This window comes from Paenibacillus periandrae (genome assembly GCF_022458865.1).
Lineage (GTDB): Bacteria > Bacillota > Bacilli > Paenibacillales > NBRC-103111 > Paenibacillus_S > Paenibacillus_S periandrae.
The window spans coordinates 19510-37153 of sequence record NZ_JAJNMU010000012.1 but is presented as its reverse complement, the minus strand read 5'-3'; the positions used below and the strand labels follow the sequence as shown (position 1 = coordinate 37153).

General features: G+C 46.0%; 12 protein-coding genes. 1 reads left to right on the top strand and 11 read right to left on the bottom strand.

Annotation, left to right across the window (positions count from 1 at the left end; genetic code table 11):
- The 7 genes from LRL21_RS20590 to LRL21_RS20560 form a co-directional block, all read right to left on the bottom strand.
- Window positions 1-402, bottom strand: coding sequence for a helix-turn-helix domain-containing protein (locus tag LRL21_RS20590; RefSeq protein ID WP_240417670.1), 402 nt, complete (start codon window positions 400-402; stop codon window positions 1-3).
- The gene (locus tag LRL21_RS20585) at window positions 399-1280 is read right to left on the bottom strand and encodes a carbohydrate ABC transporter permease (protein WP_240417669.1); all 882 of its coding nucleotides are present in this window, start codon (window positions 1278-1280) and stop codon (window positions 399-401) included. The genes LRL21_RS20590 and LRL21_RS20585 overlap by 4 nt, the downstream gene beginning before the upstream one ends.
- A 13-nt stretch (window positions 1281-1293) precedes the next feature.
- Window positions 1294-2226, bottom strand: a complete 933-nt coding sequence (locus LRL21_RS20580; RefSeq protein ID WP_240417668.1) for an ABC transporter permease — start codon at window positions 2224-2226, stop codon at window positions 1294-1296.
- 86 nt (window positions 2227-2312) lie between these two features.
- Window positions 2313-3950 carry an extracellular solute-binding protein gene (locus LRL21_RS20575; RefSeq protein ID WP_240417667.1) on the bottom strand — a complete coding sequence of 546 codons (1638 nt, stop codon included), beginning with the start codon at window positions 3948-3950 and terminating at the stop codon, window positions 2313-2315.
- A 104-nt stretch (window positions 3951-4054) separates the two neighbouring features.
- A complete protein-coding gene (locus LRL21_RS20570) occupies window positions 4055-6415 on the bottom strand; it encodes an AraC family transcriptional regulator (protein ID WP_240417666.1) in 2361 nt (786 codons plus the stop codon).
- A gap of 163 nt (window positions 6416-6578) precedes the next feature.
- Window positions 6579-7469, bottom strand: coding sequence for a DMT family transporter (locus LRL21_RS20565; RefSeq protein ID WP_240417665.1), 891 nt, complete (start codon window positions 7467-7469; stop codon window positions 6579-6581).
- A gap of 69 nt (window positions 7470-7538) precedes the next feature.
- On the bottom strand, window positions 7539-8279 hold the full coding sequence (locus tag LRL21_RS20560) for an SDR family NAD(P)-dependent oxidoreductase (RefSeq protein WP_240417664.1): 741 nt from the start codon (window positions 8277-8279) through the stop codon (window positions 7539-7541).
- Window positions 8280-8490: 211 nt separating this feature from the next.
- Between LRL21_RS20560 and LRL21_RS20555 the strand changes: the two genes are divergently transcribed.
- Window positions 8491-9369 carry a LysR family transcriptional regulator gene (locus tag LRL21_RS20555; protein WP_240417663.1) on the top strand — a complete coding sequence of 293 codons (879 nt, stop codon included), beginning with the start codon at window positions 8491-8493 and terminating at the stop codon, window positions 9367-9369.
- Between the two features lie 126 nt (window positions 9370-9495).
- Here the strand turns inward: LRL21_RS20555 and LRL21_RS20550 are convergent, their stop codons facing one another.
- From LRL21_RS20550 to LRL21_RS20535, 4 genes are all read right to left on the bottom strand, one after another.
- Complete coding sequence (locus LRL21_RS20550; RefSeq protein WP_240417662.1) at window positions 9496-9837, bottom strand: DUF1697 domain-containing protein; 342 nt, start codon at window positions 9835-9837, stop codon at window positions 9496-9498.
- Between the two features lie 8 nt (window positions 9838-9845).
- Window positions 9846-10805 (bottom strand): 5-oxoprolinase subunit C family protein, encoded by a 960-nt coding sequence (locus LRL21_RS20545; protein WP_240417661.1) that lies wholly within the window; start codon window positions 10803-10805, stop codon window positions 9846-9848.
- Window positions 10793-11521, bottom strand: coding sequence for a 5-oxoprolinase subunit PxpB (gene pxpB / locus LRL21_RS20540; protein WP_240417660.1), 729 nt, complete (start codon window positions 11519-11521; stop codon window positions 10793-10795). The genes LRL21_RS20545 and pxpB overlap by 13 nt, the downstream gene beginning before the upstream one ends.
- A 120-nt stretch (window positions 11522-11641) precedes the next feature.
- A complete protein-coding gene (locus LRL21_RS20535; protein ID WP_240417659.1) occupies window positions 11642-17410 on the bottom strand; it encodes a HAMP domain-containing protein in 5769 nt (1922 codons plus the stop codon).
- Window positions 17411-17644 lie beyond the last annotated feature (234 nt).

The window sequence follows — 17644 nt, the reverse complement described above, 5'->3', positions numbered from 1 at the left end:
TCAGTTCGTTGCTTTCTTGTTGTGCTTGCGGTACAAATCCGGTGTTTTTCCTGTGTACTTTTTAAAGGAAACATAGAAGTAGCTCGAATTGATGAAGCCCACTCTCTCACCGATTCTGACTGCTGGCAGGTCGGTTTCGGTCAGCAGCTCCTTTACCTTTTGAAACCGAAGCCTTGCCGTATATTCCGAGAACGATTGGCTGGTCGCCGCTTTAAAAACCCTTCGAACGTAGTTGGTAGACAACCCCGTAATATCAACAAGTGTCTCCACCGACAAGTTAGGCTCCATATAATGCTGATTGATATGGTGAAGCATCAGATCCACGAGCTGCTGGTGTTTACCCGTTAATTTGATCTGCCCCCGATGCTCAACCTCAGTTTCCAGAGTTGTCGTAGCCATCATCCTTTCAAAGCTCCAACCATAACCCCTTTTACAAAATATTTCTGTACAAAAGGATACATACACAAAATGGGCAAGGTGGCGACTACTATGGTTGCATATTTGATAGATTCACTGATCTGAACCGCTGTGTCTATGTTTCCGCCACCAAGCATGCTGTCCGTGGAATTGGAGATGAGAATTTCTCTGAGAATCAACTGCAGCGGGAACAGATTGCGGTCCTTCAAAAACAAGGAGGCATAAAACCATCCATTCCATTTCTCCACCGCATAATACAGTGACATTACAGCAAGAACAGGCAGCGATAGCGGGACAACAATACGGGTTAATATCACGAAATGATTGGCGCCGTCGATCTTGGCGGATTCCTCCAGACTGTCAGGCACACTCATAAATGCGGTTCGCATAATGATCAGATTAAAGGTATTCACAGCGAAGGGCAGAATCAGCGCCCAGAGAGAATTCATCAGTCCGACATTTTTAACGATCAAATAAAAAGGAATCAGACCTCCGTTAAAAAACATCGTCAACACGATGACAAAGATAAAGATTTTGTTCCAAAATACCTGCTTGCGCGACAGCACATAAGCGGTCATCGCTGTGATGCTCATACTGACGGCCAAAGCGGCAATGACCACAAAGATCGTATTGCCATAGCCGATAAGAATGTTCGGATTTCCGAACACCTTGTTATAGGCATCCAGATGAAAGCCGAATGATTTGTACAGAAAGCCGGTGTGCTTCATCAGCTCCGTCCCATCACTAACCGAAGCAAGGATGACATAGATGATCGGATAGGCCGTAATGAGCATCAAACCCAGCATCACGATAATAATGAAACCGTCGGTTAACGAATCCGAAAATGACCTTTTGTTACCCATGTTTGGACACTCCTTACCACAAGCTGTTTTCACTCGTTTTGCGGCTAATATAATTCGCTGTGACCAGCAAAACCAGATTGATTAGTGAATTGAACAAGCCAACTGCTGCGCTGAAGCTCCAGTTGAACTCAATCAGACCTTTCCGATATACATAAGAGGCAATGACATCTGCCGTCTCGTAGATCGAAGGGTTGTAGAGCAAAATGATTTTTTCAAAGCCAACATTCAGCAGGTTCCCCATACGCAGAATGAGCAGGATGGTAATCGTTGGCAGGATGCCCGGAATTGTAATATTGAGCATCTGCCGCCAGCGTCCGGCTCCATCAATTCGGGCTGCTTCATACTGCTCCTGATCAATGCCGCTTAAGGCTGCCAAATATATAATCGATTCCCAGCCAAAATGCTGCCAAATCTCGGATAGTATATAAATCGGGCGAAAATAATTCGGATTTTGCAGCATCGTCTTACCGTCGCCGCCAAAATAACTAACAAGCGTATTAATCAGACCTCCGCTATTCGTGAAGTCCTTGATGATGCCGCAAACCACGATAAGTGAAATAAAATAAGGCATATACGTTACCGACTGAACGATACGTTTGAAGCCCTGACTTCTCAGTTCATTAATGAACAGAGCCAGAAGAATAGGAGCGGGAAAACCGAATATAAGGGAATACAAGCTGATGAGCAACGTATTTTTGAAAATACGCCAGAAATAAAAGCCGCTGAAAAAATCCTGGAAATTCGCAAGTCCCACCCATTCGCTGTTCATAATTCCATTCGATGGTGTGTACTCCTTAAACGCTATTATAGCACCATACATAGGACCGTAATGGAAAATAATGTAATATGCCAATGCAGGCAGCATCATGACATAAAGAAGCTTATTGCGTATCAGATCATTAAGGAGGAACTTCCTCCAATTCGTTTTTTTGATGACATTCTGCATGATACTCCCCCCGTCCCTACCAAGACTTGATGAAGAAGACAGAAGAGATAAATAGCATCTTCTCTCCTCTGACCTCCGTAAATTTCCTATCTCTTGTTATAGCGTTCCAATGCAGCCTGTTCAATCTGAATGGCGCGATCAATCTTGAGTGCTTTCAATTTGTCAAGGAACTTATCGTAGGAATCCAGCGTATCTATCCCCAGCACAATCTTGATCGTGGTTTCGTCAACCAGCGTATTCACTTCGGTCATTATCTTGGCCAGCTCCGAGCTTTCTTCCGGTGTCGGGGAAATCGGAGGCAGCATGTATTTGTCCACATCGGTTTTGAACCAGGTCGTAACAGCCTCCTGCTGCTGTGGAAGCGCTGCGAATTGCTCGTAATAACGTCTGTCCTGAATGGTCGGACCGCCTGTTGACCTTGTATAGAGACCGAGGTTCAAGCTGTAATCCTTCTTAATCATATCCGAATATGTAGGATAGTTGTTTTTCATATCATAGCTGACGCCCGGAGTTCCGAAGTTGTAGAATAACATGCCTTCTTCGCTAAAGCCGTAGTCGAGCAATTGAACCGCCAGCTCCTGATTTTTGCTTTTTGGTGAGATCGCATATGTTCCGCCGCTTGGTGCTGTGTAATCCTTTTGACCGAACATCGGAATATCGCCTTTTTTCAGTACCGGATACGGGGCACCGACTACATTATACTTGGGGTCCTTGTCCTTCATGGCCGTCAGCCATTTGCCGATTCCCCCGCCTGCCAGGGCATAAGTTGCTCCTGATTTACCCGACGTCATATTAGCATCACGAATTTTCCCGTCAATGGTTGCGATGTCCTTATCCAGCAAGCCATCAACGTACCATTTGCGCATGGTAGCCAAAAATTCCTTGTAGCCCGGCTGCGCAGGTCCGAATATAACTTTGCCATCCTTCAAGGAAAAGCCGCGTGTTACCCCGTAAGCTCCAACAAAAGCACCCGTGCCCAGGTCATCAAATACGCGCGGAACACCGCTTATAAAGGTCAGCGGAGCCGCCGCTCCCTTCTTCTCCTTGAAAGCTTTCAGCACGATGTACCATTCATCAATCGTCGTAGGTACCTGTAAGCCAAGATCATCCAGCCAATCCTTACGGACAATCGGCCCGCCATATGTTTTCAGCCAATCATCACCACGTACGAAGGGAAAACCATAATAGGTACCGTTATCCGTTTTAATTTGTTTGTCCACATCTGGGTGCGCTTTCAAATACTTTTTCAGGTTGGGCGCAAATTTGTCTATCAGATCGTTAAGCTTTAAGATGTTGCCATCTTTAATCGCTTTCTCAGGGCCGCCGGGGTAATCGTTCAAAAAATTCCATTCGATGATATCGGCGTATTCACCGGATGCAAACATCACATTCAGCTGCTCCTTGGCCTGATTGACAGCGGGTGAAATATACTTTTCCTTAATTCCCGTCCGTTTCGCTAATTCCTGAAAAACCGGCCAGTTGTTCACATCCGGAATGGCCGCCAATTGTCCGGCTCCAGCAACGTACCAGTGCGTAATGACCTTATCCGTTTTGATGGGATACGTACCAGCGGTTGTTGCTGTTGTCGTTGCAGGCGTTTTCGTTTCAGAAGGTGTACTGCCCGGTGCCGGGGTCGCTTCTTTGGAACAAGCAGCAAGCAGCAAGCTTCCTCCCATAAGCCCTGTTGTGAGTACAGCAAAAGACCTTTTCACTTTGTTGTTCATGTATACAATGACCTCCTTGTTTACTGGTAGCCTGTTAAGACTTACCATCCGATTATGCCTCGATACAGCAGGTCATGGAACCCTCAATATATCCAAAATCATGCTCAAAATGTTTTATATTGACCAGGCGTAATTCCTTCAAACTTTTTAAACAGGCGCATAAAGGTATTAAGATCATTAAACCCGCTCAGATTGGCAACCTCCTGTAGAGGAATATTCCCTTCTCTTAAAAGGGTTTTCGCCTTCTCAATTCGAATTTTATTAATATAGTCCAATAACCCCTCACCGGAATGGTCTTTAAACAGCTTGGATACATAAGTCGGCTTCATTTGAAATGAGTCTCCGATCATCGATATATTCAAGTTGGCATCCGCATAATTTTCCTTCACGAATTTGATGATTTTTTGCAGAAACTCACCCAATCCATCGTCCTTTAGCTTTAACTTATTAGCCTCCAGCTTTGCGGCTGTAAGACGACAAACCTCCTCCAACATTACGAGTAATTGCTGGTGCATATCGGCTACAGTTTGGGAATGGGTCAACTCTTCAATCGCCTGCGGATTGTTGTGAAAAAAAGTCTCTTGTATATCCATATCCCCGATTTCATTCATCGTTTTAATAAACGTACTCACCAGATTAAAAAATAAACACTTGGCAAGCTCCACCGTCATGACCGATTGATGGAAATTGCGTTCAATGATTTCATTTAATGATGCCCTTGCTTTATTCACATCTCCAGCTTTAACATAATTAATGAGCTGCTGCTCAATTTGCAACGGGTAATAGTAACCCGCCTTCAATTGCGAGGGGTCTCCCTTTCGAATCTTTTCATACCTAATAATTTCATGCTTGCCGCGTATCAGCTTATATTCCATGGCATCGAGTGCTTCATTATAGGCTTCCGGAATTTCCAGCTTCGAGGTGTGAAAGCCGCTGATGGAAATGGTAACCTCAATCTCAAAATGCTTTAACAGAAAGCTCTGTGCCTCTCGGGCAATAGGTTCCAGTTGATCAGCCGTATCTTTCGAATCTTGTTGACGAACATTGATTAAACAAGCCATCATATCGTCCACCTCAGCCATGTATCCCGTATGCCGTTGATTGACCAGTTCCTCGACTACATTAGTCACAATAAATTGCAGCAGCTTATGCTTATCGGCAACCTGCAGATAATGAGCCTTCTTAAAGAACAGCTCGCTATCCTCCAAATAAAACAACAGCACGCAAAAATTTTCCGAGTCAAATTCAAGCTCAAACGAAGGCTCAGCCTCTTCCAGGGAAAGCTGGGCATCCATACGTCCCTTCAGCAATCTGGAAATCCAGTGTGACCGCAGCTGATTTTGCTGCTGCTTCAAACGGACATTCGTTTGCTCCTTCTCGTTCACTGTATCCACAAAGGCATTTTGAATGAAATGGAACTCGTTGCCGGATTTCTGTTCCGCTCCAAAGTACAACCTCATCGATTGCATGATCGAATCCAACGGCTTATAGTTCCTGCGCAAGAAAAATACTGTAAGGATGCAACCGCCAAGCACACTGAAAACAATACTGTAAGCGGCTACATTTCTTACATAAGCAGAAGCTGTCCACACCAGATTACCGGGAACAACCATCAAATAGGATAATTTTGAATTATAAGACTTTATATAAAAAAATTGGGACTTGATTCCGTGGTAGTTACCATATACATTGCCTGAGGTTTCAAGAATTTGGCTAACCGGTGATAAATCGATCTCCTTTGTCGTATTCGAAACGAGGACCTGTTTATTTTCATTGAGTATAAATAAATCCCCGCCGTTAAATTGACCCACGCTGGAAATGGTATGCAGCAGCTTGTTCGTATCGATCATCACCACAATAGAACCTACTGATTTGTCGTTACTATCCGCAGGAAAAGGACTTATAAAGCTTACATAGCTCTGCTTACGTCCTGTTTCATTGATACGACTTGTATACATCGTTTGCCGCTGCTTTAAATTGCTGATCTTATTAGTCCACGCCCCAAAGCTCAACTCGCTGCCGCTGTACAAATCCGCATAAAGCAAGCTCGAAGGCTTGTAGACCATCGGGGTAATGACAATATCCCCCGTTGACCAATAAATGTAATATTCATCTATATTGGAAAAGGTTGAGCGATATCTGCCCAAATCCTGTGTAATCCCGTACAGCTCATAACGAAAGTCGTCACGCGCAAACTTGTTGGAATAAAATAAATCATGCACCTTTACATTGGAATACATTTCATTGGTCAAGCGATTGACCTGTGCAATTTCATTATCTATAGCATCCTGCATCTGCTTCAGCAGTGTATCATTAGCTCTTTGAATCTGTTCATCAATGGTATTTTGTGCCTCCCAATACAGCGCGGCGCTGAATAGTACGGGTACGAATAACACGACAATATACGAAATCAACCAGGTTATAATGACACTTCTCCGGTTTGACAGCATTCTTTTTAGATTCAAGCAGCTTTCCCCCCTCTATGAGTGATCATAGCTATATTTAACATAACCGATTTGAGGTGCTGGGAAAAGTTTGATTTTTAACACTTTGATCAAATATTTCTTGCAACAACAAAAAGGCGGCGATCTAAGTGATCACCACCCCTGATTCTTTTCATCATCTGCTTTACCCTTCTATTAAGGGCTTGATTATTTGCAATCCTGGCTGTTTCCTGCGTTCCCAATTGACGAGCACAATTCCCACACAGATGAGCGCACCGCCGACTCCCACATACCACTGAACCTGTTCGCCGAGCAGCAGCCAGCTGGATAGCAGACCAAAGAAGGGTACGAGAAACAGAAAAGTGCTTGTTTTGGCAGGATCACCACCCTGCAGCAGGTAGTACCATAACGAGAACTGAAAGATTGAGCCCATAATCGCAAGCCATAGCACAATGGAGACCGATGTAAGGGTCATATGAAAATAAGGCTGCTCCGTGAATGCACTTAAAATAAACAAAGCGACTCCACCCGCAATCATCTGGTAAGCAGCCATAACATGGATATCGAATGCAGGCCCCCATCGTTTTACCAGCAGTGTGGACACAGCAAATAACAAGGCTCCCGCGAAGCTAATAAACGATCCTGGCTGAATATCCATATGAAGTCCGAACGTGAACACGACACCAATAAAACCAATAGCTACGCCTATCCACTGATGACCACGATATACAGCGCCGGTAAACAAGGTTCCGAGTATAATGACAAGCAGTGGATTCGTACATGTAATAATTGAGGATTCGCCCGAGGAAATCCATCGCATACTGAAATAGGCACATCCCATCACACCTGCGGACTGGAACAGACCAATTATAGCCACCTGCAGCCACTGCTTACCTCCACGCGGCCGTGGTTTCCTCCTGACGATAAGTGCAAGCAGCACTCCTGCCAACACGAACCGAATGCCCATAAGGAAAAAAGGTGGTGCATAAGCCATACCGAGCTTGCCAACAGGAAAGGCAATCCCCATTAAAAAAGTTGTTAACACAACTAGTCCGATATATTTGATTTTATTCATAATACAAACCTCCAATTGCTTTGCTGCTGAGTTGTTGGGTTACCCTCTCTTTCAAAAGCATGTTTGTGGTTATAAGGTTTGTCCGCAATCGATGGTTAATATTTGCCCAGTCATGGATTCCTGCTCCAATGCCGTACAAATCAGTCTTGCAATGTCCTCTGGGGTGGAGATGTGCTGGAGCAGCAGGTTTTTACTTAACCGATTCATCTTCTCTTCCCGTCCTGCCCACCATCTGGTTGCGACAGCTCCTGGTGCGACACAGTTTACTCGAATTTGCGGAGCCAATGCGTGAGCCAATGATTTGGTAAGTCCATGCACAGCTGCTTTGGATACTGCATAGGGAAGTGATGAGCCTGAACCGGTTAATCCAGCTATGCTCCCTACATTGACGATTGCTCCTTGCTGATTGTTCTTCATCCATGGAGCGGCAGCACGTGCACAATTGAACATGCCTTTAACATTAACAGCGTACAGCTCATCCCATACCTCATCAGTTGCTGCTTCCAGATCGTCAAGCGCGATGTGTTGAGTAATACTCGCATTATTGACTAGCAAATCAACAGTTCCGAACTGTTGGACAACGGCAGCGACCATAGCGCGCACTTCCCGGTCATTGGACACATCAGCTTGAACAGACATGGCACGACCACCCGTGCTTAGAATCGTTTGCACGGTTTCGTCAGCGTCTGTCTCGGACCTCGAATAGTTCACTGCTACCCAGGCTCCCCGTTCTGCCAATGCTATACTCGTTGCCCTGCCAATTCCTGTTCCTCCACCGGTAACTAAAGCGACTTTATTATGCATGTTCATGACAAAGATCCTCCTAATTTTTGCATGGATACATTTTGATTTATAAGATCAAATCAAGTTTTCATATGTCCATGATGAAATGGGTGTAGATTGATTGTAATGGAGGATGGCAGTTATGTATAATGATTGTTAGAGATACTAAACATCATAATTTGTGATATCAAGAATTCGACTGAAAATAGCTTTATTGTAATGGAGGAGGTTTACAGCTATGGAGAGCTCAGATTTACGCGTGTTTCAAATGGTCGCCCGGGAGGGCTCGATTACCAAAGCGGCACAAAGGCTCGGTTATGTTCAATCCAATGTGACCGCAAGGATTCAGCAGCTGGAGTCGGAGCTGGCAACCGTCTTGTTTTTTCGTCATAATCGGGGGATGACACTTTCTTCGAGTGGTAAGACCCTACTCACCTATACAGACAAAATTCTAGGTATGCTGGATGAAGCGACATTGGCACTCACCTCGTCCAGTGAACCAAGTGGCCCGCTCGTCATTGGCTCCACGCAGACCGCTGCCGCCGTCAGACTGCCAAAGCTGTTAGCCTCTTATTACAAGCAGTATCCTGGTGTACTGCTGTCACTAACGACCGGGCATTCGCAATATTTGATGGAGAAGGTACTCCATTATGAGCTGGATGGAGCCTTCATAGGCTGCAAATGTGACCATCCTGACCTGCAATCGGTGCCTGCATTTGATGAAGAACTGGTTATCGTCTCTACTCCTGCAGTCATCCAGCTCGATGAAGCTGTAACCAAACCCATTCTCGTGTACAGCACCGGATGCTCTTATCGGGAAGTGCTGAATCAGTGGCTTTCGTCCATTAGCATAACGCAGCCGATCATTATGGAGTTTGGTACGCTGGAAGCGATTATTGGTTGTGTATCGGCAGGGCTTGGTATCTCTCTGCTGCCCAAATCCGTCATAAACAAACACGAATCGGAAGGCTCTGTCCGTACACATGCCATTCCCGATTCGTACCGTCATATGCAAACCGAGTTCATTACACGAAAGGACTCATTTGTGAGCAGCGCCTTGAATGCCTTTATGTGCACATTGCCCCATGCTCAGCTTGTAGCTGAAACGAATGAATAAAAGGGGAAACGCGTCGAGCTTTATGATCGTATTCCAATTGCGTGTTGTCGCGGAATCTGCAAATTTTGGAAGATGACTCGCAAGCTTGGAATCCAATATGCTTTGACGGAACCATAAATAAAGATCTCAGCCTTGAATCTGGAATTCATCTTTTTCACTTTGGATTCGGGATAAGTAGATAATTTGGTCCTCGGTAGGTGCCTGGAACAGAAAAGAGACATGAATACTTTCCCCTGCCAGCAAGGTATCCGGGGAGAATGGGCAATATTCAATCATCTGTTCCAGCTCCTGAGCCGTCCTTAATACTACTGTCAACGCAATACCATAATCCCTGTGAACCGCTTGCTCGATTTGTTCACGCAAGACTGCCTCACTTAATTGAGATTCGAACAAAACATTCCCGCTATTAATATAGGTTTTCACACATTCCAGACCCAAAGCTTCAAACGAGTTTTTCAATTCTGCCAAAGGTACATTCAGCGAACATTATGCATTCTAATCAAAGAAATAAGCCGCTCCTGTTCCCTCCAGAAATGCTGGGCATCCTCGATACCAATTTGCTGAAATTGTATGAAATCGCCTGGTTTTCTTTGAGCCAGATAAGGAATATCTACGCCGATAACGACACCAATTTGGGTGTAGCCTCCTGTCACCTGGCAATCTGACATCAAGACTATCGGCTGGCCATCGCCCGGCACTTGTATCGAACCGATTGTAACTGTATCCGAAATCACATCTGCACCAGACTTGTGCTGCAGCTGCGGGCCCTTAAGCCGATATCCCATACGATCCGATTCATTCAGGATGGTGTAGGAATCAGCAACAAAAGTATCCAATGACGTCTCGTTGAAACGATCAAATTGCGGACCGGGAATAAAGCGGATAGGACGTTCTTTCACAAAGTCAGGTCTATAAGCTGGAGGCAAGCTTCTACCTGCAACCAAAGTCCGAGCTAATTGGGGCTCACCTTGACCTATATCCAGTCTATCTCCCTCCCTTAAGCTTCTTCCCTCGAGTCCGCCGTAGCCGCCGCGAATGAAGGTTGAACGACTCCCCATAATCAGTGGCACATCGATTCCACCTTTGATTGCCACGTAGGAGCGGCAGCCATGCTTCATATGACCAAATTGGAGTATATCTCCTTCGGATACGAGGATCGTTTTCCACATTCCAATCGCGGTACCATTAAGTCTTGGGGCAAGGTCCCCACCCGTTACTGCAATCACACCGTCCTCCATGAATTTCAAATGAGGGCCGATCAGTGTAACCTCCAAAGCCGCCTCATTCTCCCCATTGCCTACAAGCAGATTGGCTAATCGCAATGAGAACCTATCCATCGCCCCACACGTATTCACGCCATACATCCGATAATCCGTTCTTCCCAAATCCTGTACGGTAGTTAGCAGCCCCGACTTCAAGATTTCTATTCCTGCCATAGTTCAGTCCACTCTTTTCGTGTAAGTTCATTCCAGCCCTCAGCCTCAGCAGCTGTAATGGCTTCAAACTTGATATAATCCCCCGCCCTGAACAAACTGGGTGGATTCGAGTAAGGATCAAACGTATTTAGTGGTGTCCTTCCAATAATATGCCAGCCACCTGGTGAAGAGACGGGATAAATACTCGTTTGCTGATTAGCTATTGCAATTGAGCCCTTCTCCACCTTTACACGCGGATTGATACGCCGCGGCACTGAAATCCGACTATTAAGATCCCCACAATAGGGAAAACTTGCAATGAAACCAAGCATATAAATCAAATAGGCTTCACTTGAATGGATACGTACGACTTCTTCAGGACTCAGTCCTACAGTATCAGCTACATCATCCAGATCCTGACCGTATTCTCCTCCATACACAACAGGGATGTGCAGCACCTTCCCCTTGCGAACCCCAATTGCTTTCTCTGACGTATCGATTTGCTGCAGCGCATTCACCAAATGCTGATAACGTATAAATATGGGATCATAACTGATCGAAATACTGCAAAAAGAAGCTACAACCTGCCGGATTCCTTTAATCCTGGCTGCTTGAATGGCTTGTACATACTGATGAATATACAGATTCAGCTCCTTTGACACTTCCTGAGCAAATTGCAAAAGAAGAACCTGATCACCCAGTGGCAAATAGGCCGGACCTTCCTTTAAAAGCAGCATATGATACCATCCCTCCAAAGGTTTTATTGACCATATAAGCGAACAAGTACCCCAGAAGCAGCGTCCCAGGGTACTTGTTCCAGTTATGAAAGTCTGACTATCAGAGCCTATGTTGCATGATTATGTTGTGAAAATTTTATGATAACCTTGAGGCTGGGCTTTGGAGTCCTCTTCCAGGCTGTCATCCCCGGTTAACCAGTTGCGAATCATCGTTAACAAATGGGCACTGTTGACCGGTTTCGTAATATAGTCAGAAGCTCCTGCTTCCAGACACTGCTCCCGATCTCCCTTCATGGCTTTGGCTGTCAGGGCAATAATAGGCAGATCCTTAAACTCAGGCTTTTCACGTATAGCTCGTGTAGTTTCATAGCCATCCATTACCGGCATCATAATATCCATCAATACGATCTGAATATCGGGATTTTGCTGCAAAATAGCAATCGCATCATTACCATTTTCAGCCGCATACACCTTCATGCTATGACGCTCCAATATCGTGGTCAGGGCAAAAATATTACGGATGTCGTCATCGACAACAAGCACCTTTTTGGATTCGATCATCGCATCAGACTGTAAATGCTTCACAAGCGTTTCCCGCGGCCCTTCTGGAAGGTTCTCCGCCTTGCGATGCAGAAACAGGCTTGTCTCATCCAGTATTTGAATCGATGATTTGACTTCCTTCACAACAGCTGTTTTCATCAAATCTTCCAGATCGTTTGCTTCTTCCACTGTGTGTTTTCTGCTTGGATTGATAACAATAGGAAGATATTTGTTTTTGGAGCTTTTTTGCATTTCGCGAACCAGCTGAATGAACTTCATATCCGTCAAATCATTGTCTACCAGCACACAATCAAAGCTTTTCGTTTTAAATTGATTAAGTGCCTTACGGGACGTATCGACTGCCGTAATCTTGATGTCCTTATTATCGATCATACTCACAAATTCTTTACGTCGTTGCTCATCACGTACCACAACTAACAGCTGACGAACCATTTTATCTGCAAAGCTGTTCAGCTTATCGAGAGCATTGTCCAGATCTTCCTTCGTTACCGGTTTACAAATGTAATCAAAGACGCCCTTCTGCATCAGTTGAATGACATCCTCCTCAACCGAGATGACACAGACCGGAATGTCACGGACACTCATATCATTCTTGAGATGCTCAATGACCAGCCACCCGTCCGTATCCTTCAGATGCAAATCAAGGGTAATAGCGACTGGCTTATATTGGTTAACTAGCTCCAGCACATTTGAGCCTTTATTGGTGATGATCGCTTTGATCCCTTTTTTGTGAAGCACATCCAGCAAAATTTCGTTGAACTTCTGATCATCCTCAATAATTACGAATACACGATCTCCGGGCTGGATGTCGTCCCGATCATCGATGATCAATTCCTCTATATTATTCTGGTAGCCGCGGTTCCGCTTCAATGGAGTTACATCTATGACTTCCGGAATATACTTCTGCTTCACATCCGAATCCGGCACATCGACATCCAGAGGCAGATACAGGTTAAAAGTACTTCCTTTGCCTGCTATACTGAACAAAGTCAGCTCACCGCCGAGCATGGTCGCAATTTCCCGTGAAATGGCTAGTCCCAGACCTGTCCCCCCATATTCCCGATTTGTGCTGCCGTCCGCTTGCTGGAAGGCTTCAAAGATAATCTGCTGCTTTTCCTTCGGAATTCCAATACCTGTATCACTAACCGAGAAGCACAATACCATTTTGGCACGATTCAGCAGATCATGATCAGGACTCCAGTCATTCAAAGCTCTTCGAATCAACAGCATGACCTGACCTTGCTCCGTGAATTTGAACGCATTGGACAATAGATTTTTCAGAATCTGCTGAAGCCTTTTGGAGTCGGTCAAAATAGTTTTAGGTACATTGGGCTCGATTTTGATCAAATAATCAAGTCTCTTGTTATCAATCATATGACGGAAGGTACGATCCAACCCGTCGGTAATCTCTTTAATCGAGGTTTCGTTGAATTCAGGTGTAACCGTTCCCGACTCAATCTTGGATAAATCCAGAATATCGTTGATCAGATTGAGCAGATCAAATCCGGAGTCCTGAATCGTTTTGGCAAATTTCACTTGAATATCGGTCAGGTTCTCATCCGGATTATCAACAAGCTGTTCGGCGAGCAGCAGCAGTGAATTAAGCGGAGTTCTCAGCTCATGCGACATATTGGCCAAAAACTCCGATTTGTATTTGGAGGTCAGCACCAGCTGCTCGGCTTTTTCCTCCAGGAAACGCTTTGCTACCTCGACCTCATTGTTTTTGCTTTCCACCTCTGCCTTTTGAATAACGAGCAGCTTGGCTTTATCCTCCAGCTCTTCGTTTGTCGTTTGCAGCTCATTTTGCTGCTTCTGCAGCTCTTCGGTCAGAGATTGCGATTGCATCAACAGCTCCTCCGTCCGTTGGTTCGCCTGCATCGTGTTGATCACAATTCCGATGGATTCTGTCAATTGATCCAGGAAGGCCAGATCAATTTCGCTGAAGGCACGGAAGGAAGCCAATTCCAGAACAGCCAGTACCTGCTCCTCGAATATAATCGGGAGTAGCACAATATTAAGCGGTGTTGCTTCTCCCAGCCCGGAGGAAATCATCACATAATCAGAAGGTACATTGGTTAGTAAAATCCGCTGGTTCTCGATCAGACACTGCCCGACAAGACCCTCGCCTGCACGGTATTCATTGGATAAATGCTTACGCTGATGATAAGCATAGCTCGCAAACAGCTTCAATACAGGGACGCCGCTTACCGGCTCGTTAATATAAAACACACCGTGCTGCATGGATACCAACGGAGCCAGCTCACTCAAGATCATCCGGCACACGGCAAACAGGTCACGCTGACCCTGCAGCAATCGGGAAAACTTCGCCAGGTTGGTTTTCAGCCAATCCTGTTCCGTATTGATTCGGGTCGTTTCCTTCAGATTGCGAATCATTTCATTCATGTTATCCTTCAGCGTTGTTAATTCACCGGCTGTAGCGACATCAATGGTTCTGGACAAATCGCCCTTCGTCACGGCCGTCGCCACGTTAGTGATCGCTCGAACCTGTGTGGTCAGCGTACTCGCCATATAGTTAACATTGTCCGTTAAATCACGCCAGGTTCCCGCGGCACCCGGAACGTTCGCTTGCCCGCCTAGTTTACCTTCCGCGCCTACCTCACGAGCAACCGTCGTAACCTGGTCTGCGAAGGTAGCGAGCGTATCGATCATATTATTGATCGTATCCGTCAGTTCTGCGATTTCACCCTTGGCTTCCACCGTCAGCTTCTGCTTCATATTACCATTGGCAACGGCGGTTACAACCTTCGCAATTCCCCGCACCTGATCGGTTAAGTTCGTCGCCATAATATTAACGTTATCCGTCAAGTCCTTCCAGATCCCGCCTACGCCGCGCACCTGGGATTGACCGCCAAGCTTACCGTCCGTACCGACCTCACGGGCCACACGTGTTACCTCCGAGGCAAATGAATTAAGCTGATCCACCATCGTATTAATCGTGTTTTTCAGCTCAAGCAGTTCACCTTTAACATCTACGGTAATTTTTTTGGAAAGATCGCCATTGGCAACCGCTGTCGTCACGCCCGCAATATTGCGCATCTGGATGGTCAGGTTGCTCGCCATATAGTTAACGGTGTCCGTCAAGTCCTTCCATGTGCCACCAACGCCTTTAACCTGCGCCTGGCTGCCCAGCTTCCCTTCCGTACCCACCTCACGAGCTACACGCGTAACCTCGGAGGCAAACGTTGAGAGCTGATCCACCATCGTATTAATTGTGTTTTTCAGCTCAAGGATTTCACCCTGAACGTCTGCCGTAATTTTCTTCGACAGGTCGCCGTTCGCTACCGCTGTGGTGACGACTGCGATATTACGCACCTGATTCGTTAAATTTGACGCCATGTAGTTAACGCTCTCCGTCAAATCGCGCCATGTACCGGCAACGCCTGTAACCTGTGCTTGTCCACCCAGCATCCCGAGCGTACCGACCTCACGGGCTACACGCGTAACCTCGGAGGCAAACGTCGACAGTTGATCCACCATCGTATTGATCGTGTTTTTCAATTCCAAAATTTCACCGCGCGCATTAACCGTAATCTGCTTGGATAGATCACCCTTCGCTACTGCCGTTGTGACTTCCGCTATGTTCCGCACCTGATCGGTCAATGTCCCCGCCATGAAGTTAACGTTGTCCGTTAAATCCTTCCAGGTACCCGATACGTCCTTAACGTCGGCTTGTCCGCCAAGCTTCCCTTCCGTCGACACCTCACGCGCTACACGTGTTACCTCAGAGGCAAACGTCGACAGCTGCTCCACCATCGTATTGATTGTGTTTTTCAGCTCAAGAATCTCGCCGCGCGCATTAACGGTAATTTGCTTCGACAGGTCACCTTTTGCAACCGCTGTCGTAACTTCCGCTATGTTCCGCACCTGATCAGTCAATGTCCCCGCCATGAAGTTAACATTATCGGTTAAATCCTTCCAAGTGCCCGATACGTCCTTAACATCCGCTTGTCCTCCGAGCTTCCCTTCCGTCGACACCTCACGTGCCACCCGAGTTACCTCAGAGGCAAAGTTACTGAGCTGATCCACCATCGTATTAATCGTGCTTTTCAGCTGCAGGATTTCACCCTTGGCATCTACGGTTATCGTTTTTGACAAATCGCCCTTCGCAACGGCTGTGGTTACTTCCGCTATGTTCCGCACCTGATTCGTTAAATTGCTGGCCATGTAGTTAACGCTTTCTGTCAAATCACGCCACGTACCGTCAACGCCGCTTACCTCTGCCTGTCCACCCAGTATCCCTTCCGTTCCTACCTCACGAGCCATCCGGGTAACCTCGGAAGCAAATGTCGATAATTGGTCTACCATCGTATTGATTGTATTTTTCAGCTCAAGGATTTCACCCTGCACATCTGCTGTTATTTTTTTGGATAGATCTCCATTGGCAACTGCGGTGGTAACGACTGCGATATTACGCACCTGATTCGTCAAGTTGGAGGCCATATAGTTAACGCTTTCCGTTAGATCTCTCCACGTGCCGGATACACCCTTAACATCTGCTTGTCCACCCAGCTTTCCTTCCGTACCTACCTCACGGGCAACCCGTGTAACCTCGGAAGAAAAAGTCGACAGCTGATCCACCATCGTATTGATCGTATTTTTGAGCTCCATGATCTCGCCTTTGGCGTTAACGGTAATTTGCTTGGACAAATCGCCATTCGCAACCGCCGTAGTCACTGCAGCTATATTACGCACCTGATCCGTTAAATTGCTAGCCATATTGTTAACGCCGTCGGTAAGATCCTTCCATGTGCCCGATACACCTTTAACATCCGCCTGACCACCCAGCTTGCCGTCTGTACCGACCTCGCGCGCTACCCGCGTGACTTCCGAGGCAAAGGTGCTGAGCTGGTTCACCATCATATTAATGTTGGTAGCCGTTCTTTGAAATTCCCCTGTCAATGCGCGTCCTTCGAACTCCAGCTCGACCTTTTGCGACAAGTCTCCCTGGGCGACCGCGTTAATAACACGGACCATCTCACTGGTCGGTTGTATCAGGTCTATGACGAGACCATTGAGCGACTCGACTACGGTGTCCCATGAACCGCCTGTATTTTTGTGTGAGAATCTTCGGGAAAGCTGACCTTCTTTACCTACAACCTTAGCCACGGTCTGAACCTCGGTCACAAGGTTTTCCTGCATATCCATGATTTCGTTGAATGTATCAGCGATCTTGCCCGCAACGCCCGTATGATCATAAGGCAAGCGATAAGAAAAGTTGCCTTTTTTCAGTGCCATTAACGCATTAAGAAGCTCTCCAGTATCCAATACATCTTTGACCGATTCTCCATTCCATTCCTGCTCCGGCATTGTCAAGGTCCTTTCTATGCATAAATTTATAATCAGGTAAATGAGTTCCTTTTTCGGCTCGATTCCATGTGTAGCTACCTAAGTTTTATTAGGGAATAATGACACTAATACAATATATTTTACACATTTTTACCCATAGTTACAAACTTCACAAGTCCTTAAATGTGTGAAATGACACAACAAAAAAGAAGCCCTTCTGGGCCTCTTTTAGAGCAACACGTTGAGTAAGCATCC

Coding starts and splice junctions, on each gene's coding strand:
- LRL21_RS20590 (WP_240417670.1), bottom strand. CDS start 402: ATGATGGCTACGACAACTCTGGAAACTGAGGTTGAGCATCGGGGGCAG.
- LRL21_RS20585 (WP_240417669.1), bottom strand. CDS start 1,280: ATGGGTAACAAAAGGTCATTTTCGGATTCGTTAACCGACGGTTTCATT.
- LRL21_RS20580 (WP_240417668.1), bottom strand. CDS start 2,226: ATGCAGAATGTCATCAAAAAAACGAATTGGAGGAAGTTCCTCCTTAAT.
- LRL21_RS20575 (WP_240417667.1), bottom strand. CDS start 3,950: ATGAACAACAAAGTGAAAAGGTCTTTTGCTGTACTCACAACAGGGCTT.
- LRL21_RS20565 (WP_240417665.1), bottom strand. CDS start 7,469: ATGAATAAAATCAAATATATCGGACTAGTTGTGTTAACAACTTTTTTA.
- LRL21_RS20560 (WP_240417664.1), bottom strand. CDS start 8,279: ATGAACATGCATAATAAAGTCGCTTTAGTTACCGGTGGAGGAACAGGA.
- LRL21_RS20555 (WP_240417663.1), top strand. CDS start 8,491: ATGGAGAGCTCAGATTTACGCGTGTTTCAAATGGTCGCCCGGGAGGGC.
- LRL21_RS20545 (WP_240417661.1), bottom strand. CDS start 10,805: ATGGCAGGAATAGAAATCTTGAAGTCGGGGCTGCTAACTACCGTACAG.
- pxpB (WP_240417660.1), bottom strand. CDS start 11,521: ATGCTGCTTTTAAAGGAAGGTCCGGCCTATTTGCCACTGGGTGATCAG.
- LRL21_RS20535 (WP_240417659.1), bottom strand. CDS start 17,410: ATGCCGGAGCAGGAATGGAATGGAGAATCGGTCAAAGATGTATTGGAT.